This is a genomic window from Microvirga yunnanensis, from assembly GCF_025460875.1.
Genome location: NZ_JAMXFI010000018.1, coordinates 1 through 26,073, shown reverse-complemented (window position 1 = coordinate 26,073; position 26,073 = coordinate 1). Strand labels below are relative to the sequence as shown.

Sequence of the window (26,073 nt, the reverse complement as noted above, 5' to 3'; positions counted from 1 at the left end):
GCACATCCACAACAGAGTACCAATTTTTGAAGAGCGTGGCGTCCTTGTCACGATCCCTGGCCCAGAAAACTGCTGCCAAGGTGAACAAGATCATTCCAAGTGGCGAACAGCATGAGCATCGCCACCAGGGCAAACCCTATCCTGAACCCGATTTCCTGGGCTTTCTCGCTCAAGGGACGGCCCCGCGCCGCCTCGATGGCATAGAACAGAAGATGCCCGCCATCCAGCAGCGGAATGGGAAAAAGGTTAATGAGCCCGATCGAAACGGACATGAAGCCGATCAGGCTGACGAGACTGTAGACGCCGCCGACGTCGAAGGCGGTGCCCGACGCCCGGGCGATCCCGATGGGGCCCGAGAGCTGGTCGGCCGATTCCCAGCCCATCACGAGGCGTCGGATGAAGTTCAGGGTCCGCTCGACGAGGTTCCATGTCTCCGTCACGGCCGCCTTGACGGCTCCCCAAGGGGAATAGGTCAGGCGCTTGATCGCGGATGGGTCCCTGGAAGCCTCGACGCCCAGAAGGCCGATGCGCTGCTTTCCGAAGGGGCTGGTTCGCTCGACGAAGTTCGGGGTGGCCGTCAGAGCGACCGTCTGCCCGTTTCGATCGATCGTGAACTCGAGGGGCTCCCCTGCGCTGGAGCTGACGATCAGCTGCATGTCGGCAAAGGTCTGGATCTGCCGGCCGTCCACCGTCAGGATCAGGTCCTTGGGCTGGAAGCCCGCCTTTTCCGCCGCGCTTCCCGGCTGGACCGCCTCGATTCTCGGCTCCAGCACCTGACGGCCGTTGAAGTAGTTGAAGCCCGCGAAAATCGCGATGGCCAGGATGAAATTGGCGATCGGACCCGCCGCGACGATCGCCGCGCGCTTGGCCACATTTTGGTGGGGAAAACTGATGGCGCGCTCCTCCACCGGCATCCGGTCGAGCTGATCCTGGTCGGGCACGCTGGCCGCGTTGAGGTCGCCGACGAACTTGACGTAGCCCCCAAGGGGAATCGCCGAGATCTTCCAGCGGGTCCCCTTTCTGTCCGTCCAGCCGATCAGCTCGCGCCCGAAACCGATCGAGAAGGCCGTCACTCCGACGCCGCAGAGCCGCCCCACCCAGAAATGGCCGAACTCGTGGATGAACACGACCACCGTGAGAACCACGAGAAAGGAGATCAGCGTCAGGAACAGGGAGCCCGTCGCCCCGCCGATCGTCGAAAGAAAGTCCATCATCGTCCCCTTCGGGCTCTTCAGAGCCGCGCCGTTCCGGTCCGGACCGGCAGAAGCTGCCGTGCCGCCTGGCGGGCTTCCTGGTCGATCCACAATGCGTCCGCCACCGCCGACGGCGCCGCGATATTTCTTCCGGAAAACGTTGAACAAACCCGTTCAACTATCTCGGAAATATCGTAAAATCCGATCGCATTCGCGATAAAGGCTTCGACCGCGATCTCGTTGGCAGCGTTCAGGATCGTGGGCATGGCCCCACCGGCCTTGAGTGCCGCCTTCGCCAGAGATAGGCATGGAAAGCGCCCTTCGTCAGGCGGCTCGAAGCTTAATCGACCAATCGCGGCAAGATCGAGACGAGGCAAATCCATCCTCAGGCGGTTCTGATTCCGGAGCGCATTGGCGATCGGAACCTTCATGTCCGGCAAGGCGAGGCCTGCGGTCACGGCGCCGTCGCTCCACTGAACGAGGCCGTGCACGATCGCTTCCGGGTGCACCAGCACGTCGAGCCGCCCCGCCTCGAGGTCGAACAGATGATGAGCCTCGATCAGCTCGAGCCCTTTGTTCATCAAGGTGGCGGAGTCGATGTTGATCTTCGAGCCCATGGACCAGACGGGATGGGCTGACGCCTCCCGTGCATCCGCTCCCGCGATCCGCTCCCTGGTCCAGGTGCGGAAGGGTCCGCCGGATGCGGTGATCACGGCCTTCTCCACATCCCGCTCCGAACCCGAAGCAAGAGCATGATCCAGCGCGTTGTGCTCGGAATCCACCGGCATGACCTCGACCCCGAGGCGGCGGGCGTCGGCCATGAAGACGCCGCCGGCGCAAACGAGGCTTTCCTTGTTGGCGAGGGCAATCCGCCGGCCCGGTTTCAGTGCGGCATGGGTGGGAGCAAGGCCGGCCGTTCCGCTGATGGCGGCCAGCACGATGTCGGCATCGCGATCGACCGCCTCCAGAACGGCCGCCCGTCCGGCTCCGCCCCTGATTCCGCTTCCCGTCAGAGCCTGTCTCAAGTCCCCTTCGGCCGCCTCGTCGGCCAGGGCGGCGAATTTGGCCCCCAGGTCTTTGGCGATTTTCGCCAAAGCGGCCGCATTGCTTCCCCCGACGACGGCTTCGACACGAAACTCGTCCCGATGAGCCAGGATGACGTCGGCCGTCGAGCGGCCAATCGAGCCGGTCGCGCCGAGAATCGTGATGGAACGGGTCATGGGCGCCTATGCAGTGAGGTGAATCGTCAGCAGAATGGCCCCAACGATAAGGCAGACGGCCCAAAAGCCGTCCAGGCGATCCATGACGCCGCCGTGTCCCGGGATGAGATGGCTCGAGTCCTTCACGTTGCAATGGCGCTTCAGAGCCGATTCACCGAGATCTCCGATCTGGCTTGCGACCGATGCGACGACGGACAGCACGGCGACTGCCGGTAAGCCGAAGGGCAGGCTGTGGCCGTAGGCCCCGCCGGCCCAGGCGACCAACACGCCGCACAGGGCCGCCGCGACGACGCCTCCGACGAAGCCGGACCATGTCTTCTTCGGGCTGATCGGCGGACAGAGCTTCGGCCCCCCAAAGGTTCGGCCCGTGAAATAGGCCGCGATGTCGGTTGCCCACACGACGGCGAACATCCACAGCAGGCCCAGAACTCCAAGTTCGGGATGGTCGCGCACGATCGGCGGAACGAGAACGATCAAGGATGCATAAAGAAAGCCCGAGCCCGACCAGATCCGGCTGGGGCCGCCCCGGGTCACAAAGATGCCCGTCACAAGGAAGACGAGCCCTGCCAGGAGGAACAGGCCGAAGCTCGCCTCCGCGAGGAGAAGGGCGGTCAGAACGGCGAGCCCGAGCGCAAGGACGCCCTGCACCAGGGGTCGTGGTTCGCCCCCCGTCATCCGGGTCCATTCCACCATGATGGCGATCCCGGCTGCCAGCCAGAACAGGGCGAAGGGCCAGCCGCCCCAATAGGCCGTCAGCAGGGCGGCTGCAATCATGACGACGGCGGACAGAATGCGCGTCGTCAGTTCCTTGGATGAACTCGGCTTTGGATGGGACGGCAAGGACGAGCCCTGGTCTGCGACCATCGTCAGCCTGCCCGCGCGCTCAAACCGCCGAAACGGCGATCGCGCCTGTAGTACTCGGCGATCGCGCTCTGAAACGCCGTCTCGTCGAAGTCCGGCCAGAAGCAGGGCAGGAAGACGAACTCGGAATAAGCGGTCTGCCAGGTGAGAAAGTTCGACACCCGCTGCTCGCCCGACGTCCGGATGACGAGATCCGGGTCGGGAATGCCATGGGTGTCGAGGGTCGCTCCGACCGTGTTCATGTCGATCTCGGACGGGTCGAGTGTTCCCGCCTTCACCTTGACCGCGAGAGCCCGGATGGCACTCACGATCTCCTGGCGGCCTCCGTAATTGAACGCGATGACGAGGGTCAGGCCGGTGTTCGAGCGGGTGAGCTGCTCCGCTTCGTCGAGGAGCATGCGGATGTCGGAGGCCAAGCCTTCGCGCTCGCCGATGATGCGAACGCGGATGTTGTTGGCGTGCAACTCGGCGAGGTCGTGGCGTACGAAGCGCTTGAGCAATCCCATGAGATACGAGACCTCATCGGCGGGCCGGCGCCAGTTCTCCGCCGAGAAGCTGTAGACGGTGAGGAAGCGGATACCGAGATCCGTCGCGGTTCTGACCGCACGGCGGATCGCGTCGATCCCCTTGCGATGCCCTTCGAACCGAGGCAGCCCTCTCTGAGCGGCCCAACGGCCGTTTCCATCCATGATGATGGCAACATGAGTCGGCATCCCCTCGCCTGCTTCGTTGCACGCAAGGCTCGGGGCCGACTTTTTGGCTTCGCCGCTCATATGTCCGTCCCAATGCGCGCCTGGCTGTCAGACGTGCATGATTTCCTTTTCCTTGGTGACGAGAAGGCTGTCGATCTCGGCCACGAACTGGTCGGTCGCCTTCTGAACCTGATCCGCATGACGCTTGCCGTCATCCTCGCTGATCGCGCTGTCCTTCTCAAGCTTCTTGAGCAGGTCGAGGCCATCGCGTCGGACGTGTCGAACGGCGACCCGCGCCTCCTCGGCATATTTGTGCGCCACCTTCACCATCTCCTTGCGGCGCTGCTCGTTCATCTCGGGAATGCGCAGGCGGATCACCTGCCCTTCCGTCTGCGGATTGAGCCCGAGATCCGATTCCCGGATCGCCTTCTCGACGGCCGCCACCATGCCCCGATCCCAGACCTGAACGCTCAGCAGGCGCGGCTCAGGCACGTTGACGGTGGCAACCTGGCTGATCGGCATCAGGGACCCGTAGGCGTCGATCTGGATGGGGTCGAGCAGGTTCGGCGAGGCGCGCCCGGTGCGCAGGCTAGCCAGGTCGTTCTTGAAAGCGTTGATGGCGCCCTGCATGCGGCGCTTCACATCGGCGAGATCAAAGGTCGTGGCCATCAGAATTTGTCCTTACGCGAACTATTTAAACGGGCTTACGCTTCCCAGGGTCCAGCATCAAGGCCCTTGGATCAAGGGGCGACCACCGTGGACGGCACTTTCCCCTGGAGAAGCGCCGTCACGGAACTCGGGGCGTGCACGGAGCCCACGATGATCGAGAGCCGGCTCTCCCGCGCCAGGGCGAAGGCCGCCGTGTCCATGACCTTCAGGTCCTTGGCGATGGCCTCGTCGTGGGTCAACCGGTCGAATCGGATCGCGCCGGGGTCCTTTTTCGGATCCGCCGAGTAGACGCCATCGACCTGGGTGGCCTTCAGGACCGCGTCGCAGCGAAGCTCGGCGGCGCGCAGGACGGCGGCGGTGTCGGTGGTGAAGAACGGGTTGCCCGTACCGCCAGCCAGAACCACCACCTGCCCCTTGTCGAGGTGGTGCAGCGCCGGCTGACGGGCGTAGGTCTCGCAGATCGTCGGCATGGAGACGGCCGACATGGTCCTGGCCGGAACGCCGGCCGCGTTCAGGGCCGTCTCGACGGCAAGGGAGTTCATGACGGTGCCGAGCATGCCCATGGAATCGGCCGTGGGCCGGTCGATCCATCCGGCTGCGCTCATGCGGGCGCCGCGAATGATGTTGCCGCCGCCGATGACGACGGCGATCTCGAAGCCCGCGCGGGTGGCCTGGGCCAGATCTTCCGCCAGGGATGACAGGATCTGAGAATCCAGCCAGTAGCCATCGGGAGCCATCAGGGCCTCACCGGAAAGCTTAACCAGGATGCGCCGGAACGTTGCCATCGTCAGACCTTTCTTTTCGAGCCTCTCATGAAAACGGCGGCTGAAGAGCCGCCGTTTTACTCAGGTTCGACTTAGGCCTTGAGACCGGCCTGGGCGGCTACTTCAGCCGCGAAGTCCGGGGCTTCTTCCTTCTCGATGCCCTCGCCGAGAGCATAGCGGACGAAGGCCTTGAGGGTCACCGGCTTGCCGGCCTTCGACTCGGCCTCCTTGAGGACCTGGGTCACGGTCTTCGAGGGATCGTGAACGAAAGGCTGCTCCAGGAGGGTGACCTCCTTGAAGTAGCTCTTCAGGCCGCTCTCGATGATCTTCTGCATGACGTGGTCCGGCTTGCCGGCGTTCTTGTCGCGCAGGATGGCGCTCTCACGCTCGATCGTCGCCTGATCGACTCCGGAGGCGTCCAGCGCCACCGGGCTGGTGGCGGCCACGTGCATGGCGATCTGGCGGCCGAGGGTGCCGAGGACGGTCACGTCGCCTTCGGATTCGAGCGCCACGAGCACGCCGATCTTGCCGAGGCCTTCGGTCACCGCGTTGTGGACATAGGACGCGATCACGCCCTTGGAGACCTCGAGCTTGGCGATCCGGCGCAGGGTCATGTTCTCGCCGATGGTGGCGATGAGCTCCTGCAGGCGATCCTTGACCGTCGTCTGCGAGCCCGGGAAGTGGGCGGCCTCGAGGGACTCGAGGGTGCCGTTGCCCATCAGGCCGATCTTGGCGGCTTCGCGAACGAAGGCCTGGAACTGGTCGTTGCGGGCGACGAAGTCGGTCTCGGAATTGACCTCGAGGATCGTCGCCGTGTGACCGGCGGATTCGACCGCCACCAGGCCCTCGGCCGCGACGCGACCGGCCTTCTTGGCAGCCTTCGAGAGACCCTTCTTGCGGAGCCAGTCGATCGCGGCCTCCATGTCGCCGTTCGTTTCGGCAAGCGCGGCCTTGCAGTCCATCATGCCGGCGCTGGTCGTCTCGCGCAGCTCCTTCACCATCGCAGCGGTAATGTTCGCCATGGCTATTCCTTTCAAAGGTTCATGCATAGAGGGAGCCCGGCGCTCGTGGAACGCCGGGCTCGGTCAATCGTTCAAGCGGCGCTGCATGGTGCGGCGCCGTCAGGCTTACGCGGCAGCGGCTTCGATCATCGAGCGGGCCTGGTTGATCCAGCCGTCACGCTCCAGGCGGCCGTTCAGCTTCAGGTCCTTGTCGAGCTGGGCGACATCGCCCGGCTGCATGGCGGCCAGCTGCCAGTAATGGAAGATACCGGCCTCGTTGAGCTTCTTCTCGAGCTGCGGGCCGACGCCGTTCAGCTTGGTCAGATCGTCGGGCGCGCCGCGGGGAGCCGCGAGACGCTCGAACTGCTCGCCCTCGTAGGCGGCCACGGCCGTGTCGTTCGCCGGGAGCTCCTCGGCCATCGGGTTCTCGGACTCGCCGATGTCGATGCCCATGGCGCCGGCGCCACGGGAAATGCCGTCGAGAGCGGCCCGGGCGACCAGATCGCAGTAGAGCGAGATCGCGCGGCCGGCGTCGTCATTGGCCGGAACCGGGAAGGTGATGCCGTCCGGATCGCAGTTCGTGTCGACGATGGCGGCCACCGGGATGCCGAGGCGCTTGGCCTCCTGGATCGCCAGCTGCTCCTTGTTGGTGTCGATGACGAAGATCAGGTCGGGCGTGCCGCCCATGTCCTTGATGCCGCCGAGAGCACGCTCGAGCTTCTCCTTCTCACGGGCGAGCATGAGACGCTCTTTCTTCGTGAGGCCCTGGCCGCCGCCGGCGAGGATCTCGTCGACCTTGCGCAGGCGCTGGATCGACCCGGAGATCGTCTTCCAGTTCGTCAGCATGCCGCCGAGCCAGCGGGAGTTGACGTAGTACTGGGCCGAACGCTTGGCCGCATCGGCCACCGCGTCGGAAGCCTGACGCTTGGTGCCGACGAAGAGCACGCGGCCACCCTTGGCGACCGTGTCGCTGACGGCCTGAAGGGCCCGGTGCAGCATCGGAACCGTCTGGGCGAGGTCGATGATGTGGATGTTGTTGCGGGTGCCGAAGATGTACTGACCCATCTTCGGGTTCCAACGGTGGGCCTGGTGGCCAAAGTGAGCGCCAGCCTCAAGCAGGCTGCGCATCGAGAAATCGGGAAGCGCCATAGTTTGTTCTCCGGTTAAGCCTCCGCGGAACAGTGGACCGGTCGAACCGGCCACCGGGATACCTCATGGGCTTATGAGGTGGATTCCGCGTGTGGGATAGGCGCGCATATAGGGGTAAAGGCTCGGAAATGCAAGCCAAAGGATGGGAAGGCCGACGTGGCCTGCTCTCGGAAGACCCGTCAGCTGCGGAATCGCTTTCCCGGAAGGACTCTCGCATGGCCTCGGGGAGTTGCCTCGGGGAGTTTCTCCGGGCCGATTCTCGAGGGTCCGAGGACGGCATGGCCGAGCTTCCCGGTGAAGCCCCCCGCCCGGCCGCCGCTGCCTCGGCGACGTCCATGATTCCGGTGCCGAGCCCCCGGCTGCGAAGACCGGCCGTCGCTGAGGCGGGGCTCGCTCCCGCACTCCGTGAGGGCCGTTCCGGCCGCGTCAGTTCATGTGCACGTCCACCACGCCCGGCACCGCCCGGAGCGCGCCCGCGATCTGGGGACTGGCCATGTATTTTCCGGGGAGCTTGACCTCCACCTCCCGGTCGCCGTCGTCGAGGATGAGCACGAGGGAAACCTCGCCCTCGCCCCGGACCTTGAGCCGCTCGTAGACGCTGGGAATCGGCCGTTCGTCGCGCAGGAAGATGCGCATGCTCTTCTGGTGCTTGGCGACCGCCTCGTCCAGCGGCTCGGCCATGCCGATGCGCGCCCTCACCTCTTCGCCCTCGAGCCCGGCCTGAAGCATCAGAACCACGGCGGAGCCCGGCTCGAGGACATCCCGGAGACGCTGCAGGCCTTCGGAGAAGATGATGGCTTCGAACTGCCCGGTCTGATCGGACAGCACGAGGATGCCCATCTTGTTGCCCGTCTTGGTGCGGCGCTCCTGCCTGTCGAGCACGGTGGCGGCGACCCGACCCACGGAATTGCCCGCCTTGACCGAGCGGCAGAACTCGACCCAGGTCTGCACACGCAGTTTCTTGAGAAGGTCGCCGTACTCGTCGAGGGGATGGCCGGAGAGGAAGAAACCGACGGCGTCGTATTCCCGCTGCAGCCTCTCGGCGGCGGGCCATGGATCATAGGGTCCGATGCGCAGCTGCACATCCGCCGACGCGACACCGCCGAACATGTCCATCATGCCGCCGTTGGCCGCCTCGTGAGATTGCTGGGCGAGGCTCATCATGGCGTCGACCGACGCGCAGGCCTTCGCCCGGTCGGGCTCCAGCTCGTCGAAGGCCCCGGCTGCGATCAGGTTCTCGAGCGTGCGCTTGTTGAGCATGCGCGGATTGATGCGTCGGGCGAAGTCCGCAAGGTCCTTGAACGGCTTGTCGCCGCGCGCCTCGACGACGCTCTCGATGGCCTGGCGACCGACCCCTTTGACGGCCGCAAGGGCATACAGAATCTGGCCCTTGCCGTCTTCGTCATAGGTCACGTCGAAGACGACGCCCGACCGGTTGATCGACGGCGGGATGACCTTGAACCCGAGGCGCTGCGCTTCGCGGCGGAATTCGGCCAGCTTGTCGGTGTTGTCGAGATCGAGCGTCATCGACGCGGCCAGGAACTCGACCGCATGATTGGCTTTGAGATAGGCCGTCTGGAACGCCACGAGAGCATAGGCGGCCGCGTGGCTCTTGTTGAACCCGTAATCCGCGAACTTGGCGAGCAGGTCGAAGATCTCGTTGGATTTCGCCTTGTCGAGCCCGCCCTCCTTCGCCCCGGACACGAAGCGCTCGCGCTGCGCATCCATCTCCGCCTTGATCTTCTTGCCCATGGCGCGGCGCAGAAGATCGGCATCGCCGAGCGAGTAGCCGGAGAGGACTTTCGCCACCTCCATCACCTGCTCCTGGTAGACGATGATGCCGAAGGTCTCGCGCAGGATGGGCTCCAGCTTGTCGTGGGGATACCAGTCCTTCTTGTTGTGCTCGTCCTTGCCGAGCTTGCGCGCGCAGTAGACCGGGATGTTCGCCATCGGGCCCGGGCGATAGAGCGCCACGAGGGCGATGATGTCCTCGAAGCGGTCGGTCTCCATCTCGACCAAAGCCTTGCGCATGCCCGCCGATTCCACCTGGAACACGCCGACCGTCTCGCCGCGCCGCAGCATCTCGTAGGTCTTGCGGTCGTCGAGCGGCAGGGCCGAGAGATCGACCTCGATCCCCTTCCGTCGAATGAGATCGACCGCAGTCCGCAGAACCGTGAGGGTCTTGAGCCCGAGGAAGTCGAACTTCACGAGGCCGGCCTGCTCGACCCATTTCATGTTGAACTGGGTCACCCGCATGCCGGTCTTCGGGTCTCGATAGAGCGGCACCAGCTCCTGCAATGGCCGGTCGCCGATCACCACGCCGGCGGCGTGGGTCGAGGCGTGCCGGTGAAGGCCTTCGAGCTTCTGCGCGATGTCGAGCATGCGCTTGACGACCGGTTCCTCGTCGATGGCCGCCTGAAGCTTCGGCTCGCCCTCGATGGCTTGCGCGAGGGTGACCGGATTGGCCGGGTTCTGCGGCACGAGCTTGGTGAGCTTGTCCACCTGCCCGTAGGGCATTTCAAGCACGCGGCCGACGTCGCGCATCACGCCGCGGGCGAGCAGCGTACCGAAGGTGATGATCTGCGCGACCTGCTCCTCGCCGTAGCGCTGCTGCACGTATTCGATGACGCGCTCTCGGCCCTCCACGCAGAAGTCGATGTCGAAGTCGGGCATCGAGACGCGTTCCGGGTTGAGGAAGCGCTCGAACAGCAGGGCGAACCGCAGGGGATCGAGATCCGTGATGGTGAGCGCATAGGCCACGAGGGAGCCTGCTCCCGACCCACGTCCCGGTCCGACCGGAATGTTGTGGTCCTTCGCCCATTTGATGAAGTCGGACACGATCAGGAAGTATCCCGGAAACTTCATGTTCCAGATGATGCCGATCTCGTAGGCGAGCCGGTCCCGGTAATCCTGCTCGGTCAGGCCCGGCGCGGGTCCATGAGCCGCGAGGCGCTTCTCGAGCCCTTCCTCGGCCTGCCGTTTCAGCTCCTCGCCTTCGTCCAGGGAAACCGCGTCGGGGCCCGTGCCGAAATTCGGCAGGATGGGCTTGCGGGTCCGCACCCGCGTGGCGCAGCGCATGGCGATCTCGACGCTCGCCTGGAGCGCATCGGGCAGATCCGCGAACAGCTCCATCATCTGCTGGCGCGTCTTGAAGTGGTGTTCCGGAGAGAGGCGGCGCCGGTTGGGGTTCGAGACGATCTGCCCCTCCGCGATGGCGAGCAGCGCATCGTGCGCCTCGTAGTCCTTCGCCGACGAGAAGAAGGGCTCGTTGGCCGCGACGATCGGCAGCCCGTTCCGGTCGGCCAAAGCCAGCAGCTCGTTCTCGATCACGCGCTCGTCTTCGAGACCATGGCGCTGGATCTCGACGTAGAGCTGATGACCGAAGGCGCTTTTCAGCATGTCGAGGCGGGCCTGCGCGAAGTCCTGGCGCCCCCCGTTGCGCAGCGCACAATCGAGCGGGCCCGAGAATCCGCCCGTCAGGGCGATCAGCCCCTCGCTGTGTGCCGTGAGCGCGGGGGCCATCACCCGCGGGTTCTCACCCAGCGGCACGCCGAAATAGGCATGGCTCACGAGGCGCATGAGGTTGCGATACCCCTCCTCCGTCTGCGCGAGCAGCACGATGTTCGATGGCTGCGGCACCACGCGGGCGACCGGATCCGGCTCCTCGAAGCAGACGGAGAGCTGGACGCCGGCGATCGGCTGGATGCCCGAGCCCGCGAGCTTCTCGGAAAACTCGAGGGCTCCGAAGAGGTTGTTGGTGTCGGTGAGTGCGAGCGCCGGCTGCTTGTCGGCGGCGGCGAGCTTTGCGAGCTGCGCGACCTTCAGCGCCCCCTCGAGCAGGGAGTACGAGGAATGGACATGCAGATGGACGAAGCCGATATCGTGAAGAATGCGCGCCATAAAACTCTACTCATCGAATGGCACGCATAGTTGCACGATTCTATGTTAACGGAGTCCGATCACCGGGCGCAAGGACTATGTTCCTGTGAATCCCGGTGGGTTCTTGTGGATCCCGGTATCAAGCGATGGGAGAAAGGACCAGAGCCCAGATTGCCACGGCAGACCCGAACATGGCGAGAGAAGCGATTTCGGCGGTGGTCTCGAGGATGAAGCGAAGCATGGTTTGATCTCCGTGTTCCCAGTATGTTCATATTTGTTCATCGGATGTTCTGTGTAAAGCCTGTGCGGAACCGAGGCGCGGGACGGAGTCAACAAAGCGTTAAAAGGCACCGGCCGGCGTCTTCGCCACCGGGCTCGCCAGCGCATCGTGCGGATAAGCGGGTCCGGCATTCGGCGGCGCGGCCCTTCGGGTCGGCTCGAACGATGCGCTCATCAAGGAGTGCAGCATCGGAATGGATCCCGAAAGCGGGTCCACTTTTTCCGTCCGATGCTCGAGCACCGTCGCTTTCAGGTTTGCGGATCTCTTAGGGCAGCTGGACGATCAGGCCGTCGCGGATCGTCACGCGGCGGTCCATGCGGGCCGCGAGATCCATGTTGTGGGTGGCGATCAGGGCCGCGAGCTTGGAGGCCCGGACGATGGCCACCAGCGTCTGGAACACCCGGTCGGCCGTGTTGGGATCGAGGTTGCCGGTCGGCTCGTCGGCGAGCAGCAGCCGGGGGGCGTTGGCCACGGCGCGCGCGATGGCGACGCGCTGCTGCTCACCACCGGACAGCTCCCCGGGACGGTGATCGAGACGCTTGCCGAGACCCAGGAAGGTCAAGAGCTGGGTCCCCCGATCCTGGGCTTCCGTCCGCGACAGGCCCCGAATGAGCTGCGGAATCACCACGTTCTCGAGGGCCGAGAATTCCGGCAGGAGATGGTGGAACTGGTAGACGAAGCCGAGCTCCTCCCGCCGGACGCGCGTGCGCTCCTGATCGTTCATGGAGGACGTCGGCTTCGAGCCTACGAAAACCTGTCCGCCATCGGGTTTCTCAAGAAGGCCCGCCAGGTGAAGAAGGGTCGACTTGCCCGTCCCCGAGGGAGCGATGAGGGCCACGATCTCGCCCGGCCAAATCGCGAGATCGGCACCGCGCAGCACCTCGAGGAAGCTGTCTCCCTGCGGGTAGCGGCGCTCGACCTTGGAGAGATAGAGGGCGGGTTGGGACTGGGCTGCCGACATACTCAACCGTAACGCAACGCTTCGACCGGATCGAGCTTCGCGGCCCGCCAGGAGGGATAGAGGGTCGCCAGAAGCGACAGAACCATCGCCATGATCAGGATGGTCGCCACTTCGGTCGGGTTCACCTCGGCGGGCAGCCGGCTCAGGAAGTAGAGTTCCGCCGGGAACAGATTGGTGTTCGTCAACCGCGAGATGACGTCCCGAATGGTTTCGACATTGAGCGCAAGCAGCAGGCCGAGGCCGAAGCCTGCAATCGTCCCGACGATGCCGATCGAAGCGCCCGTGATCAGGAACACCCGCATGACCGCCCCTCGGGTCGCTCCCATGGTGCGCAGGATCGCGATGTCCTCCGACTTGTCCTTCACGAGCATGATCAGCCCGGAGATGATGTTGAGCGCCGCCACGAGCACGATCAGTGTCAGGATCAGGAACATCACGTTCCGCTCGACCTCCAGCGCGCCGAAGAATGTTCGATTACGCTGACGCCAATCGGTCATCAGGATCGGCCGGCCCGCCGCCTCGTCGATCGCCGCGCGAGCCGCATCCACCCGATCGGCATTGTCGAGATAGACCTCGATGAGCTGCACGTCGTTGTTGCGGTTGAAGTAGTTCTGAGCCTCGGTCAGCGGCATGAACACGAAGGTCGAGTCGAACTCCGACATGCCGATCTCGAAGATCGCCTTGACCGGATAGCCTTTCACCCTGGGCGCGGTGCCGAACGGTGTCGATGCTCCGCGCGGCGTGATGAGCGTGAAGGTGTCGCCGGCCTGGAGCGACAGCGCATCGGCAAGACGGCGGCCGATCGCCACCCCCTCGCCTTCCTCGAAATTCTCGAGCGTTCCCTGGCGCAGATTGCCCGCGATATGGTCGATCTTGCGCAGATCGTCAGCCCGGATGCCCCGCACGAGAACGCCGCTGCCGTTGTACTGCGAGGAGCCGAAGGCCTGCCCCTCGACGAGAGGAATGGCGCGCTTGACGCCCGGCACCGCGGCGATCCGCGCCGCGACCTCCGGGTAGTCGGTGAGCGGGCTCTCCAGCGGCGCCACGAAGATATGGCCGTTGATGCCGACGATCTTGTCGAGCAGCTCCTTGCGGAATCCGTTCATGACCGAGAGCACCACGATCAGTGTCGCGACACCGAGCATGATACCCAGGAAGGAGAAGCCGGCAATGACCGACACGAAACCCTCGCGCCGCCGCGTGCGCAGGTAACGCCCAGCGAGCATCCACTCGAAGAGCGAGAAGGGTTTGGTCCCGGCCGGTCCCGTGCCGGCTTTTCTGTCCTTGGCCATGTCGGCTTATTGACGAACCGTGAGGCGAGCGATCACGTCCTCGAGCGCAAGATGCTCGCGCTGTCCCGTTGCCCGATGCTTCAATTCCACCTTGCCCTCGGCGAGACCTTTGGGTCCGATCAGAACCTGCCACGGAACCCCGATGAGATCGGCCGTGGCGAATTTTCCACCAGGACGCTCGTCCCGATCGTCGTAGAGAACGTCCCGTCCTGCCGCTTCCAGCTCGCGATAGAGGCGCTCGGAAGCGGCGTCCGTCGCGGCGTCGCCGGCCTTCAGGTTCAGGATCGCCACGTCGAAGGGAGCGACGGCTTCCGGCCAGATGATCCCGCTCTCGTCGTGGCTCGCCTCGATGATGGCGGCGATCAGCCGGCTCGGCCCGATGCCGTAGGAGCCCATATGGACCGGCCTCTCCTGCCCGTCGGGCCCCATCACCTTCGCGCCCATGGGCTCCGAATACTTGGTGCCGAAGTAGAAGATGTGGCCGACCTCGATGCCGCGGGCGGACATCTTCTTGTCGTCCGGAACCGCCTCGAAGGCCGAGGCCTCGTGCATCTCGGAGGTGGCTGCGTAGAGCGACGTCCACCTGTCCACGGTGCTCTGGAGGCCCGGAACATCGTCGAAGTCCGTCTCGGCGGGCGGAATGTCGAAGTTCAGGTAATCCGCGTGGCAGAACACCTCGCTCTCGCCGGTCGAGGCCAGGATGATGAACTCGTGGCTGAGATTGCCCCCGATGGGACCCGTGTCGGCGCGCATCGGGATCGCCTTCAGGCCCATGCGGGCGAACGTCCGAAGATAGGCCACGAACATCTTGTTGTAGGAATGCACGGCGCCGGCCTGATCCAGATCGAAGGAATAGGCGTCCTTCATCAGGAACTCGCGCGAGCGCATGACGCCGAAGCGCGGCCGCACCTCGTCCCGGAACTTCCACTGGATATGGTAGAGGTTCAACGGCAGATCCTTGTAGGAGCGCACATAGCCGCGGAAGATCTCGGTGACCATCTCCTCGTTGGTCGGGCCGAACAGCATGTCGCGCTCATGACGGTCCCGGATGCGCAGCATCTCCTTGCCGTAGGCGTCATAGCGGCCGGATTCCCGCCAGAGATCCGCCGACTGGATCGTCGGCATGAGAAGCTCGAGGGCGCCGGAGCGGTTCTGCTCCTCGCGGACGATCGCGTTGACCTTGTTCAGGACCTTCAAGCCGAGGGGGAGCCAGGCATAGATTCCGGCCGCCTCCTGCCGGATCATTCCGGCGCGCAGCATCAAACGGTGGGAGACGATCTCCGCCTCCTTCGGCGTCTCGCGGAGGATGGGGAGGAAGTAGCGGCTCAAACGCATGGGACGCCTTTGGATCTCGGTCAGAACAGGAGAATGGTAGCGACTCGCTTCCAGCACACAACACAGGCCTCGGGGAAAAGACAAGCTGTCATCGCCCCATCGGGCCTGCGGCGAGATGGATTAGACCAAAGATCAATACAAGAAATGCCGAAAAATGCATCAGGAGGTGCCCATAAAAGGTGACACGGTCGGGCAAGGTGACTATAAACGAACCGCTAACGTCTGAGGCCTTCCAAGGTCAAAGGCTACGGTCCGAGTTTCGGGAGGAACAAGATCCCCAAGTGCCCTGAGGCGCTGGTCTGAGAAAGCCAGGGATCAAAAATTGCCAAAAGGCAGTTCAGGCAAGGCGAAAGCCTTGCTTTTCTTTTTTCGGCTCCTTCTCTTCTTGGTTCTAGATCATCGGACCCGAACGTGGACCCATGTTTGGGATCGGATCCGATGCTCCGCTCTTGGCTGGCGCATCGTTCGACCCGGAGCCTCACACAATCGGGATCACCGGGACAAGCCCGGTGATGACACCCTCCGCGCGTCATGGCCGGCCTTGTGCCGGCCATCCCGATTGCTTCGGGCTCAGCGCTTCACCGTATCGAAATCACCGGGACAAGCCCGGTGATGACGTGGAGGGGAGAGACGGCTCCTTCTGCGCCCGATGCTTCAAGCTTTTGTTTGGGAGCATCTTTTCGCGCACAACCGGTTCCCACTTCTGCGCCCGATGCTCTAGAGACCGGCCAAAGGAAAAACCGCCGCAACCACGACCAGCACGACGGACGCGACAAGGGTCGTCCAAATGGCCTTTTCCCGAAGCGCCGGAAGGGCCGGGGCTCCAGGCTCGCTCCCCTGGACCACGTCCCCGCTTTCGACCTGGCTGCGGACACCGAACGGCAGGACCGCGAAGAGCAGGATCCACCAGATCACGAAGTAGAGCGCCAAGCCTCCGCTGACGCGCAGCCCGAAGGCTTGGACCGCCGCCGTGACGGCGAGACCGGACACGACCACGACGACCGCGATCGTGGACCAGAGCGATCCCGAAAGGGCTTTTACGAGATTTATCAACAGCTTGTCCTCACGCCTGCTCGAGCTCGATGAGCGTGCCGTTGAAGTCCTTGGGATGCAGGAAGAGAACCGGCTTCCCGTGGGCTCCGATCTTCGGCTCTCCGGAGCCGAGCAGCCTGGCGCCGGAATCCAGAAGCCGGTCGCGGGCCGCGATGATGTCATCGACTTCGTAGCAGACGTGATGCACCCCGCCGTCCGGGTTCTTCTCGAGGAAACGGGCGATGGGCGATCCCTGTCCCAGGGGTTCCAGAAGCTCGATCTTGGTGTTGGGCAGCGTGATGAAAACCACCGTGACGCCGTGCTCGTCCAGGGCCTCCGGTGCCGAGACGTCGGCCCCGAGAGTCTTCCGGTACAGGTCCGAAGCGGCCGCGAGGTCGGGCACCGCTATGGCAACGTGATTGAGGCGTCCGATCATAGGCGCTCCCCTGTCAGCTCCTAGGCCTCGATGACCAGCACATGGCAGGCGGGCTTCTTGCCCCATTCCTGGTTCACGGCTGCGCGGACGGCCCGGTGGACGGCATTCTCGACCGCCTCCGGATCCCGTCGCTTGGCTTTGGGGAGCCCGTCGAGCAGGTCGGCCACGGTGTCCGCGATCACGTCGGTCAGGTCACGCCCCTGTCTGGTCTTGTCCGGGATGCCCATGGCGTCGATCACGGGATCGCCGACGAGCTCGCCCCGGTCGTCGATGGCGATCGCCACGGTGACGATTCCCGCGAAGGCAAGCTTGCGGCGCTCCGGCAGCGCCCGCTCGCCGGCTCCGATGACGATGTTGCCGTCGCGGTAGAGTCGCCCAGCGGGGATATTGTCCACGATCTCGGCCGGGCCGGGCGAAAGGCGCACCAGCGATCCGTTCTTGGCCCGGACGACTTCCTTCACGCCTTGAGCCCGCGCGAACTTCGCGTGCTCGCTCAGGTGCAGGGGCTCGCCATGGGCCGGAATGGCGATGCGGGGACGGGTCCACTGGTACATCTGCGCCAGCTCGCCGCGACGCGGATGTCCGGACACGTGCACCAGTTCCGTCCGGTCGGTGATCACCTCGATGCCCTGCTCGATCAGATTGTTGATGATCGAGCCGACAGCCTTCTCGTTCCCGGGGATCGCACGCGACGAGAAAATCACCCGGTCTCCTGCGGACAGCGCGATGTCCGGGTGCTCGTCTTGGGCGATCCGGGCGAGAGCCGCCCGGGGCTCGCCCTGCGACCCGGTCAGGATCGCCACGATCTTGTCACGGGGCATGTAGCCGAAGTTTTCCGTGGAGCGGAACTCCGGCAGGTCGTCCAGGAAACCGCACTCCTTGGCGACCTCGACCACCCGATCCATGGCACGGCCGACAACGACCACCTCGCGGCCACACTCGCGGGCCGCCTCGGCCACCGAGCGAATGCGGGCGACATTGGACGCGAAGGTGGTGACCGCGACCCGGTGCGGGGCATCCTTGATCAACTGGGCCAGATTCCGGGCGACGTCGGACTCGCTCGGACTCGTGCCGTCGCGGACCACATTGGTGGAATCACAGATGAGCGCCAACACCCCTTCATCGCCCAGGGCCCGAAAGCTGTCTTCCGAGGTCAGGCTGCCAAGGTAGGGCGTGTTGTCGAGCTTCCAGTCGCCCGTATGCACCACCAGACCGTGCGGCGTGCGGATCGCAAGAGCGTTCGATTCCGGAATCGAATGGGCGACCGGCACGTACTCGATCTCGAAGGCACCAAGCTTCAGGCGTTGCCCGGGGACGATCTCGTTCAGGTCGACCTTCGGCGCATCCGCTTCGGACAGACGTCGTGTCTCCAGGAGGCCGATGGCGAACCGCGTTGCATAGACCGGCGCACGGAGGCGCGGCCACATCTCCACCAGAGCGCCGATGTGGTCCTCGTGCGCATGGGTGATGAAGATCCCGAGAAGATTGTGCCGCTCCTCTTCGATGAACCGCAGGTCGGGATAGACGACATCGATCCCGGGCAGGTTTTCCTCGCCGCCGAAACCCATGCCGCAATCGACCAGGATCCACTGCCGATCGTCCTCGGGGCCGAAGCCGTAGAGGGCAGCGTTCATGCCGATTTCGCCGAGTCCTCCAAGGGGAAGAAAGACCAATTCATCCTGGTGGGAAGCCATTAAGTTCCAGACCTTTTCGAGCCAGCGTCAGGCTTTGCTATATCGTGCAGCGAATGGGGAAAATAAAGGTCGCCCGCGTCGATGAGTTCCATTCCGGCATTGCTTTTCAGCTGAAGGCGCCCGGACGAGTCGAGCCCGTCGAAGACCCCTGTTTTCTCGCCCGAAGGAAGTCGAAGCGTCACCTGCCGGCCGAGCCCTGCCGCACGCTCCATCCAGAGCCGCCGGATCGCGCCGAACGGGTCCGATCCATGGCCACGGGACGAGGACCGCCACGCCGAGAAGGTCCGGGCGAAGGCGGAGGACAGGGTGGTGAACACTTCCTCCCTGGTCAGGCCCGGGCGAACATGCTGCAGCGCTGCTGCCGGATAAGGCGTTCCGCTCGGGGCGAAGGCGACATTGACGCCGAACCCGATCACGATGGCCAGAGGCCCGTCCGGCTGCAACCGGTGGCCTTCCAGCAGAAGGCCCGACACCTTCGCACCGTCGAGCAGGAGGTCATTCGGCCATTTCAGGGCCAGACGCGGTGCGCCGATCCTTGAGACGGCCTCGACGGCCTCGTGGAGCGCCAGCCCGGCCACGAAGCCGAGCTGGGGTGCCGAACGCAGATCGCACGGATCGATCAGGAGCAGGCTGGCATAGAGGTTGCCCGGGGGCGACGACCATTGACGACCGTGCCGCCCTCTCCCGGCCAGCTGCTCGCGGGCCGTGATCCAGAGCTGGCCCGGATCACCCGCGCGGGCCGCCTGCAGAGCATCGTCGTTCGTCGAGTTCGTCGCCTCGAGCGACAGAAGCCGGTAGCCGGCGGCCTCGGTCTCGGGCGACAGACGCACGGTCAGAACAAGGAGCGCGCGGCGGCGCCCGCTGCATTGACGATCGGGGCAGGCACCAGCCAGAACAGCAGGACCACGGCGCTCGAGACGACGAGGACGAAGCTCACGCCCGGAGACATGCGCTCGAACCGCTCCACCGGTGCATCGAAATACATGACCTTGACGATGCGCAGGTAGTAATAGGCGCCGATGACGCTCGTCACGACGCCGATCACGGCCAGGGTCACGAGGTTGGCCTGGATCGCCGCGGCGAAGACGTAGAACTTGGCGAAGAAGCCCGCCAGCGGCGGGATGCCGGCCAGCGAGAACATCATCATGGCCAGGCAGAACGCGAGCGCGGGGTGAGTGCGGGCCAGACCTGAAAGATCGTCGATGGACTCGAACATCACGTTTCCGCGGCGCATGCCGAGGATCACCGCGAAGGTGCCGAGCGTCATGGCGAGGTAGATGGCCATGTAGACCACAACGCCCTGGATGCCCTCCGGCGTGCCGGCAGCCAGGCCGATCAGCGCGTAGCCCACGTTGCCGATGGACGAATAGGCCATCAGGCGCTTGAGGTTGCGCTGACCGATGGCCGCGAAGGATCCGAGGGCCATCGAGGCGATCGAGATGAAGACGATGATCTGCTGCCACTGGACCAGGATGCCCGGGAAGGCATCGATGAACACGCGGGTGGCCATGGCCATGCCGGCCATCTTGGGGGCGGCCGCGAAGAAGGCCGTCACGGGGGTCGGGGACCCTTCGTACACGTCCGGCGTCCACATGTGGAACGGCACGGCCGAGATCTTGAAGGCGATGCCGGCGGCCACGAAGACGAGGCCCACGACGGCGCCGATGCCGACATTCCCCTGCAGGACGGATGCGATGACCGGGAAGGACACGCTGCCGCTGAAGCCATAGACCAGGGAAGCGCCGTAGAGCAGCATGCCCGACGAAAGCGCCCCGAGCACGAAATACTTCAGACCGGCTTCCGTCGAACGTTCGTTGTCACGGTCGAAGGCCGCGATGACATAGGACGACAGGCTGAGCAGTTCGAGGCCGAGATAAAGCGCGATCAGATCATTCGCCGAGATGACCATCATCATGCCGATGGTCGAGAGCACGATCAGGATCGGGTACTCGAACCGGTAAATGCCCTCGCGCCTCATGTAGTCCAGGGACAGGATGATGCCCCCGGCCGACGCAAGGAGCGTCAGCGCTTTCATGAACTTGGCGAAGCCGTCCACCACGAAGGAGCCGGCCATGGTCTCGACCCGCTCCGAGGGGAGCATCAGGACCGCCACGAAGGTCACGGCGAGCAGCGCGAGCGCGATGATGCTCATGCCGTAGCCGGGGCGCTCGCCGCGGAACGCGCCGAACAGGACCAGGACAAGAACTCCGACTGCCATCAGGATCTCTGGCAGCAGCGGACCGAAAGCGGGAATGGCGAGGGCGGGGTTCATCGTGACCTCAGTGTGCCGCAACAGCGGCCGTTTTCACGGTGGCGAGCGCAGCCTGGACGCTGTTCATGAGCGCATCCGTCGGTGCCGCGAAGGCATCAAGGATCGGGCCCGGCTGGACGCCGTAATAGATGATGAGCAGGATAAGGGGCGCGAAGGTGATGATCTCGCGACGGTTCAGGTCCGTGATGCCCTGCAGGGCCGGCTTCTCGAGGGGTCCGTAGACCACGCGACGGTAGAGCCAGAGCGCATAGGCGGCCGAGAGGATCACGCCGGTCGCCGCAAAGAACGCCACCCAGGTGTTCGACCGGAAGGCTCCCATCAGGGTCAGGAACTCGCCGATGAAGCCCGAGGTCCCGGGCAGGGCCACGTTCGCCATGGTCAGGATGAGGAACACCACCGCGTAGAGCGGCATGCGGTTGACGAGGCCGCCATAGGCCTTGATCTCGCGGGTATGCATGCGGTCGTAGATCACGCCGACGCTCAGGAACAGCGCGCCGGAGATCAGACCGTGCGAGATCATGGTGAACATGGCGCCCTGGATGCCCTGCTCGTTCATGCTGAACAGGCCCATGGTCACGAAGCCCATATGCGCCACCGACGAATAGGCGATCAGCTTCTTGATGTCCTCCTGCATCAGGGCGACCAGCGAGGTGTAGATGATCGCGACGACGGACAGCGCATAGACCAGCGGCGCGAAATAGAGCGACGCATCCGGGAACATGGGCAGGGACACTCGGACGAAGCCGTAGCCGCCCATCTTGAGCAGGACGCCCGCCAGGATGACGGAGCCGGCCGTCGGGGCTTCCACGTGAGCGTCCGGCAGCCAGGTATGGACCGGCCACATGGGCATCTTCACCGCGAAGGACGCGAAGAAGGCCAGCCAGAGCCAGATCTGCAGGTTCGGCGCGAACTTGAAGGCCAGCAGCGTCGGGATATCGGTGGTCCCGGCGGCCCAGTACATGGCCATGATGGCCAGGAGCATCAGGACCGACCCGAGCAGCGTATAGAGGAAGAACTTGAAGCTTGCATAGATGCGGCGCTTGCCGCCCCAGATGCCGATGATGAGGAACATCGGGATCAGGCCCGCCTCGAAGAACAGGTAGAAGAGCACGAGGTCGAGGGCGCAGAACACGCCGATCATCGTGGTCTCGAGCACAAGGAAGGCGACGAAGTACTCCTTGACCCGGTTCTCGATCGACTCCCACGAGGCCAGGATGCAGAACGGCATCAGGAACGTGGTGAGCAGGACGAGCGGCATCGAGAAGCCGTCGACGCCAAGCTTGAACCGGATGGTCTCGGTCAGCCAGGAATGGCTTTCCACGAGCTGGAACGAGGCCGAAGCAACATCGAAACGTGCCCACGCCACAAGGGACAGCAGGAAGGTCGCGATGGTCGTGGCAAGCGCCGCCCAGCGCGCATTCGAGCGGGCAGCCTCGCTGTCGCCGCGCAGGGTCAGGATGAAGGCCGCTCCGACGAGAGGCAGGATGAGAAGGCCGGAGAGGATGCCGAAGCCGAGCATTAGTGGGCTCCCCTGAAGAGATAGAAGGTCACGAGAGCCGCAACGCCGATCAGCATCGCGAAGGCATAGTGATAGACGTAGCCCGTCTGCACCCGCACCACGCCGCGCGTCACGTCGAGAACGCGGGCGGAGATGCCGTCGGGCCCGAGGCCGTCGATGATCCGCTGGTCACCGGTGCGCCAGAGGAAGCGCCCGATCGCCATGGCGGGCCGTACGAAGATCGCGTCGTAGAGCTCGTCGAAGTACCACTTGTTGAGCAGGAACCGGTACAGGATCGGGTGGTCGGCCGCCAGCTTCGCCGGCTGCTTGGCGTCGATGATGTACATGTACACTGCGACCAGGAAGCCGAGGATCATCATGATCGTGGGCAGAAGCGGGACCCAGCCCGGAAGATGGTGCATCGTCTCCAGGATATGGTTGTTCGGCCCCGTGAAGAGCGCTCCCTTCCAGAACTCCTCGTAGCCCTCCCCGATGAACGCACCGTGGAAGATGACGCCGGCCAGAACCGCCCCGATGGCGAGCACGAGCAGCGGCACGAGCATCACGAGCGGGCTCTCGTGGGGCATGTGCGAGCCGTGGTGCCCGTGGGCGTGGTCGTCATGGGCGTGACCGTCATGGCCGTGCTCGTGCTGGGCATGAGAGCCCGGCTCGACGTCGTGGCCCGACTCGTCGTGCTCCACGCCCTCGTGCGCGCTCGGGGCATGGTGTCCATGGCCCCAGCGGGCGGTTCCCTCAAAGGTGAGGAAGAACAGGCGCCAGGAATAGAACGAGGTCATGAACGCGGCGACGACCGTGGCCAGGAAGGCGAAGGAGCCTGCCGACGAATGAGCCGCATAGGCCGCCTCGATGATCGCGTCCTTGGAGTAATAGCCCGCCGTGAACGGGAAACCCGTCAGCGCCAGCGTGCCGACCGCCATCATGGCCGTGGTGAAGGGGATGTAGCGCCGCAGGGCCCCCATGTGGCGGATATCCTGCTCATGATGCATGGCGTGGATGACCGAGCCGGCACCCAGGAACAGCAGAGCCTTGAAGAAGGCGTGCGTGAACAGGTGGAACACGCCGGCGCTGTAGGCTCCGACGCCCAGGCCGACGAACATGTAGCCGAGCTGCGAGCAGGTCGAATAGGCGATCACCCGCTTGATGTCGTTCTGAACCAGGCCGATGGTCGCGGCGAAGAAGGCCGTGATGCCGCCGATCACCGTCACGACGGTCAGAGCGGCCGGCGCATATTCGAAGACCGGGGACAGACGGGCAACCATGAACACGCCCGCCGTCACCATGGTGGCGGCATGGATGAGAGCCGAGACCGGGGTCGGGCCCTCCATCGCGTCCGGGAGCCAGGTGTGCAGCAGGAACTGGGCCGACTTGCCCATGGCGCCCATGAACAGCAGCAGGCAGGCGATCGTCAGCGCGTGCCATTCGATCCCCAGGAAGGTGAAGCGCGCGTTCGCGAACTCGGCGACGCGCGGGAAAATGCCGTCGAAGGTCACGCCGTTGAACAGGACGAAGATCGTGAAGATGCCCAGCAGGAAGCCGAAGTCGCCGACGCGGTTGACGATGAAGGCCTTCATGGCGGCCGCGTTGGCCGAGTCCTTCTGGTACCAGAAGCCGATGAGGAGATAGCTCGCGAGACCGACCCCCTCCCAGCCGAAGAACATCTGGATGAGGTTGTCCGCCGTCACCAGCATGAGCATGGCGAAGGTGAAGAGCGAGAGATAGGCGAAGAAGCGCGGACGGTGCGGATCCTCGTGCATGTAGCCGATGGAATAGAGATGAACCAGCGCCGACACCGTGTTCACGACGACCAGCATCATGGCCGTCAGCGTGTCGATCCGGAACGCCCAATCGACCTGAAGGTCGCCCACCGACATCCACTGGGCCACCTGGACGCGGGTGGCGCCCTCGCCGAAGCCGACGTGAATGAAGGAAATCCAGGACAGGACCGCCGCGATGAAGAGCAGCGCCGTGGTGATGAGCTCGCTGGGACGGGCTCCGAGGACGCGCCCGAAGATGCCTGCGATGAGGAAGCCGACGAGCGGCAGGAAGACGATTGCGTGATACATTGTCGTTTACTTCGCCGTTCGGGCTTAGCCCCTCAACCTGTTGACGTCTTCGACTGCGATCGACCCGCGGTTGCGGAAGAAGACCACGAGAATGGCAAGGCCGATGGCCGCCTCCGCTGCCGCGACGGTGAGGATCAGCATGGCGAAGATCTGGCCGACGATGTCGTTCAGGTGGGTCGAGAAGGCGACCATGTTGATGTTCACGGCGAGCAGGATCAGCTCGACCGACATCAGGATGACAATCACGTTCTTCCGGTTGATGAAGATCCCGAACACCCCGAGCGTGAAGAGCACGGCCGCGACGGTAAGGTAATGGCCCAGTCCGATAACCATTGCGTGCCTCCTTAGATGCCCTGCCGGAAGGGAACCTTCCGGACCTCCACGGCAGTCTCCTGCGTCCTGGCGTTCTGCTTGGAAATATCCTGGCGCCGCACGCCGACCCGCTCGCGCAGGGTCAGCACGATGGCACCGATCATGGCGACCAGCAGGATCAGGCCGGCCGCCTGGAAGAAGTAGAAGTAGCGGGTGTAGAGAACCTGGCCGAGCGCCTCGGTGTTGGTCATGACGTCGGGCGCCGGGATCGGAACGGCCGGCGAGCGGACGAGGCCCGGATCGACCGCATAGGCTCCGACGACGAGGATCAGCTCGAGGAGGAAGATCACCCCGATCACGCCGCCGATCGGCAGATATTGCAGGAAGCCCTGGCGAAGCGCCGCGAAGTCCACGTCGAGCATCATGACCACGAAGAGGAAGAGCACCGCGACCGCCCCCACATAGACGATGACCAGGATCATCGCCAGGAACTCCGCCCCCATCATCAGGAACAGGCCCGCCGCGTTGACGAAGGCCAGGATGAGGAAGAGCACCGACTGCACGGGATTGCGGGAGGCAATCACCATGAAGCCGGAGGCGATCGTGATCGTCGCGAACAGATAGAAGAAGGCGGCAGTAACCGTCATGCTCAGCTTAAGCCGCCCGAGGCGGCCCCTTCCGACGTGGCGCCGGAGAATCCGGCGGCCTGTCTATAAAATCCGAATCCGACGGGCACAACCCGCCGGACCTGCTTGCCCCCTGCCCTTGCCGGGCGGAAGGCGTTCCTACCGGTAGGGTGCGGTCTTCGCGATGTTGCGCGCGATCTCACGCTCCCAGCGCTCCCCGTTCTCGAGAAGCTTGGCCTTGTCGTAGTAGAGCTCCTCGCGGGTCTCTACCGAGAACTCGAAATTCGGGCCCTCGACGATGGCGTCCACCGGGCAGGCCTCCTGGCACATGCCGCAATAGATGCACTTCACCATGTCGATGTCGTAACGCGTCGTCCGGCGGGTGCCGTCGTTGCGCCGCGGGCCTGCCTCGATGGTGATGGCCTGGGCCGGGCAGATGGCTTCGCAGAGCTTGCACGCGATGCAGCGCTCTTCCCCGTTGGGGTAGCGGCGCAGGGCGTGCTCGCCGCGGAAGCGAGGTCCGCGATGGCCCATTTCGAACGGATAGTTGAGGGTCGCCTTCGGCTTGAAGAAGTACTTCACCGTCAGGATGAAGCCTGAGATGAACTCCTTCAGCAGGAGGGACTGGGCGATGCGGTCGAGATGCATGCCGATCTCCTTTAGCGGACGCCCGGCGCGTTGCCGGTGGCCATCAGGACGGCCGCCACGATGACGACCATGGCCAGGGAGAGCGGAAGGAAGACCTTCCAGCCGAGGCGCATGAGCTGATCGTAGCGGTAGCGTGGGACCAGGGCTTTCACCATGGCGATGAGCAGGAAGAGGA

At 64.4% G+C, this 26,073-nt stretch carries 24 protein-coding genes; all 24 read right to left on the bottom strand.

Annotated elements, in window-relative coordinates; translation table 11 throughout:
* Positions 1-47 precede the first annotated feature (47 nt).
* Entirely contained in the window at positions 48-1,211 is a 1,164-nt protein-coding gene (gene rseP / locus NF876_RS11480) for an RIP metalloprotease RseP (RefSeq protein WP_262268929.1), read from the bottom strand.
* 20 nt (positions 1,212-1,231) lie between these two features.
* Complete coding sequence (gene dxr, locus NF876_RS11475) at positions 1,232-2,413, bottom strand: 1-deoxy-D-xylulose-5-phosphate reductoisomerase (RefSeq protein ID WP_262268928.1); 1,182 nt, start codon at positions 2,411-2,413, stop codon at positions 1,232-1,234.
* A 6-nt stretch (positions 2,414-2,419) separates the two neighbouring features.
* Positions 2,420-3,277 (bottom strand): phosphatidate cytidylyltransferase, encoded by an 858-nt coding sequence (locus tag NF876_RS11470; RefSeq protein WP_262268927.1) that lies wholly within the window; start codon positions 3,275-3,277, stop codon positions 2,420-2,422.
* Positions 3,278-3,279: 2 nt separating this feature from the next.
* A complete protein-coding gene (locus NF876_RS11465) occupies positions 3,280-4,047 on the bottom strand; it encodes an isoprenyl transferase (RefSeq protein ID WP_262268926.1) in 768 nt (255 codons plus the stop codon).
* Between the two features lie 27 nt (positions 4,048-4,074).
* Positions 4,075-4,635: a ribosome recycling factor gene (frr, locus tag NF876_RS11460; RefSeq protein WP_262268925.1), complete on the bottom strand. Its 561-nt coding sequence runs from the start codon at positions 4,633-4,635 to the stop codon at positions 4,075-4,077.
* Between the two features lie 71 nt (positions 4,636-4,706).
* Entirely contained in the window at positions 4,707-5,420 is a 714-nt protein-coding gene (pyrH, locus tag NF876_RS11455) for a UMP kinase (RefSeq protein ID WP_373371321.1), read from the bottom strand.
* A 71-nt stretch (positions 5,421-5,491) separates the two neighbouring features.
* A complete protein-coding gene (gene tsf / locus NF876_RS11450) occupies positions 5,492-6,421 on the bottom strand; it encodes a translation elongation factor Ts (protein WP_262268924.1) in 930 nt (309 codons plus the stop codon).
* A 105-nt stretch (positions 6,422-6,526) separates the two neighbouring features.
* The gene (locus NF876_RS11445; RefSeq protein WP_262268923.1) at positions 6,527-7,549 is read right to left on the bottom strand and encodes a 30S ribosomal protein S2; all 1,023 of its coding nucleotides are present in this window, start codon (positions 7,547-7,549) and stop codon (positions 6,527-6,529) included.
* Between the two features lie 426 nt (positions 7,550-7,975).
* Complete coding sequence (gene dnaE / locus NF876_RS11440; protein WP_262268922.1) at positions 7,976-11,449, bottom strand: DNA polymerase III subunit alpha; 3,474 nt, start codon at positions 11,447-11,449, stop codon at positions 7,976-7,978.
* Between the two features lie 319 nt (positions 11,450-11,768).
* Positions 11,769-11,897: a hypothetical protein gene (locus tag NF876_RS11435; RefSeq protein ID WP_262268921.1), complete on the bottom strand. Its 129-nt coding sequence runs from the start codon at positions 11,895-11,897 to the stop codon at positions 11,769-11,771.
* A gap of 76 nt (positions 11,898-11,973) precedes the next feature.
* Positions 11,974-12,669: an ABC transporter ATP-binding protein gene (locus NF876_RS11430; protein WP_262268920.1), complete on the bottom strand. Its 696-nt coding sequence runs from the start codon at positions 12,667-12,669 to the stop codon at positions 11,974-11,976.
* 2 nt (positions 12,670-12,671) lie between these two features.
* Complete coding sequence (locus NF876_RS11425) at positions 12,672-13,961, bottom strand: lipoprotein-releasing ABC transporter permease subunit (protein WP_262268919.1); 1,290 nt, start codon at positions 13,959-13,961, stop codon at positions 12,672-12,674.
* 6 nt (positions 13,962-13,967) lie between these two features.
* Complete coding sequence (proS, locus tag NF876_RS11420) at positions 13,968-15,296, bottom strand: proline--tRNA ligase (protein ID WP_262268918.1); 1,329 nt, start codon at positions 15,294-15,296, stop codon at positions 13,968-13,970.
* A gap of 717 nt (positions 15,297-16,013) precedes the next feature.
* A complete protein-coding gene (locus NF876_RS11415; RefSeq protein ID WP_262268917.1) occupies positions 16,014-16,349 on the bottom strand; it encodes a DUF1467 family protein in 336 nt (111 codons plus the stop codon).
* Positions 16,350-16,359: 10 nt separating this feature from the next.
* The gene (gene mce, locus NF876_RS11410) at positions 16,360-16,764 is read right to left on the bottom strand and encodes a methylmalonyl-CoA epimerase (protein WP_262268916.1); all 405 of its coding nucleotides are present in this window, start codon (positions 16,762-16,764) and stop codon (positions 16,360-16,362) included.
* A 20-nt stretch (positions 16,765-16,784) separates the two neighbouring features.
* Complete coding sequence (locus NF876_RS11405; protein WP_262268915.1) at positions 16,785-18,458, bottom strand: ribonuclease J; 1,674 nt, start codon at positions 18,456-18,458, stop codon at positions 16,785-16,787.
* Positions 18,458-19,288: a biotin--[acetyl-CoA-carboxylase] ligase gene (locus NF876_RS11400; RefSeq protein ID WP_262268914.1), complete on the bottom strand. Its 831-nt coding sequence runs from the start codon at positions 19,286-19,288 to the stop codon at positions 18,458-18,460. Before NF876_RS11400 ends, NF876_RS11405 begins: the two co-directional genes overlap by 1 nt.
* A 2-nt stretch (positions 19,289-19,290) precedes the next feature.
* Positions 19,291-20,730, bottom strand: a complete 1,440-nt coding sequence (nuoN, locus tag NF876_RS11395) for an NADH-quinone oxidoreductase subunit NuoN (protein ID WP_262268913.1) — start codon at positions 20,728-20,730, stop codon at positions 19,291-19,293.
* Between the two features lie 7 nt (positions 20,731-20,737).
* On the bottom strand, positions 20,738-22,249 hold the full coding sequence (locus NF876_RS11390) for an NADH-quinone oxidoreductase subunit M (protein WP_262268912.1): 1,512 nt from the start codon (positions 22,247-22,249) through the stop codon (positions 20,738-20,740).
* Positions 22,249-24,312 carry an NADH-quinone oxidoreductase subunit L gene (gene nuoL, locus NF876_RS11385; protein ID WP_262268911.1) on the bottom strand — a complete coding sequence of 688 codons (2,064 nt, stop codon included), beginning with the start codon at positions 24,310-24,312 and terminating at the stop codon, positions 22,249-22,251. The genes NF876_RS11390 and nuoL overlap by 1 nt, the downstream gene beginning before the upstream one ends.
* A gap of 24 nt (positions 24,313-24,336) precedes the next feature.
* On the bottom strand, positions 24,337-24,645 hold the full coding sequence (gene nuoK, locus NF876_RS11380) for an NADH-quinone oxidoreductase subunit NuoK (RefSeq protein ID WP_173950489.1): 309 nt from the start codon (positions 24,643-24,645) through the stop codon (positions 24,337-24,339).
* Positions 24,646-24,656: 11 nt separating this feature from the next.
* The gene (locus NF876_RS11375) at positions 24,657-25,271 is read right to left on the bottom strand and encodes an NADH-quinone oxidoreductase subunit J (RefSeq protein ID WP_262268910.1); all 615 of its coding nucleotides are present in this window, start codon (positions 25,269-25,271) and stop codon (positions 24,657-24,659) included.
* Between the two features lie 138 nt (positions 25,272-25,409).
* Positions 25,410-25,898 carry an NADH-quinone oxidoreductase subunit NuoI gene (gene nuoI, locus NF876_RS11370; RefSeq protein ID WP_210811803.1) on the bottom strand — a complete coding sequence of 163 codons (489 nt, stop codon included), beginning with the start codon at positions 25,896-25,898 and terminating at the stop codon, positions 25,410-25,412.
* Positions 25,899-25,909: 11 nt separating this feature from the next.
* On the bottom strand, positions 25,910-26,073 hold a 164-nt coding region (locus NF876_RS11365), incomplete at its 5' end, for an NADH-quinone oxidoreductase subunit H (RefSeq protein ID WP_262268994.1).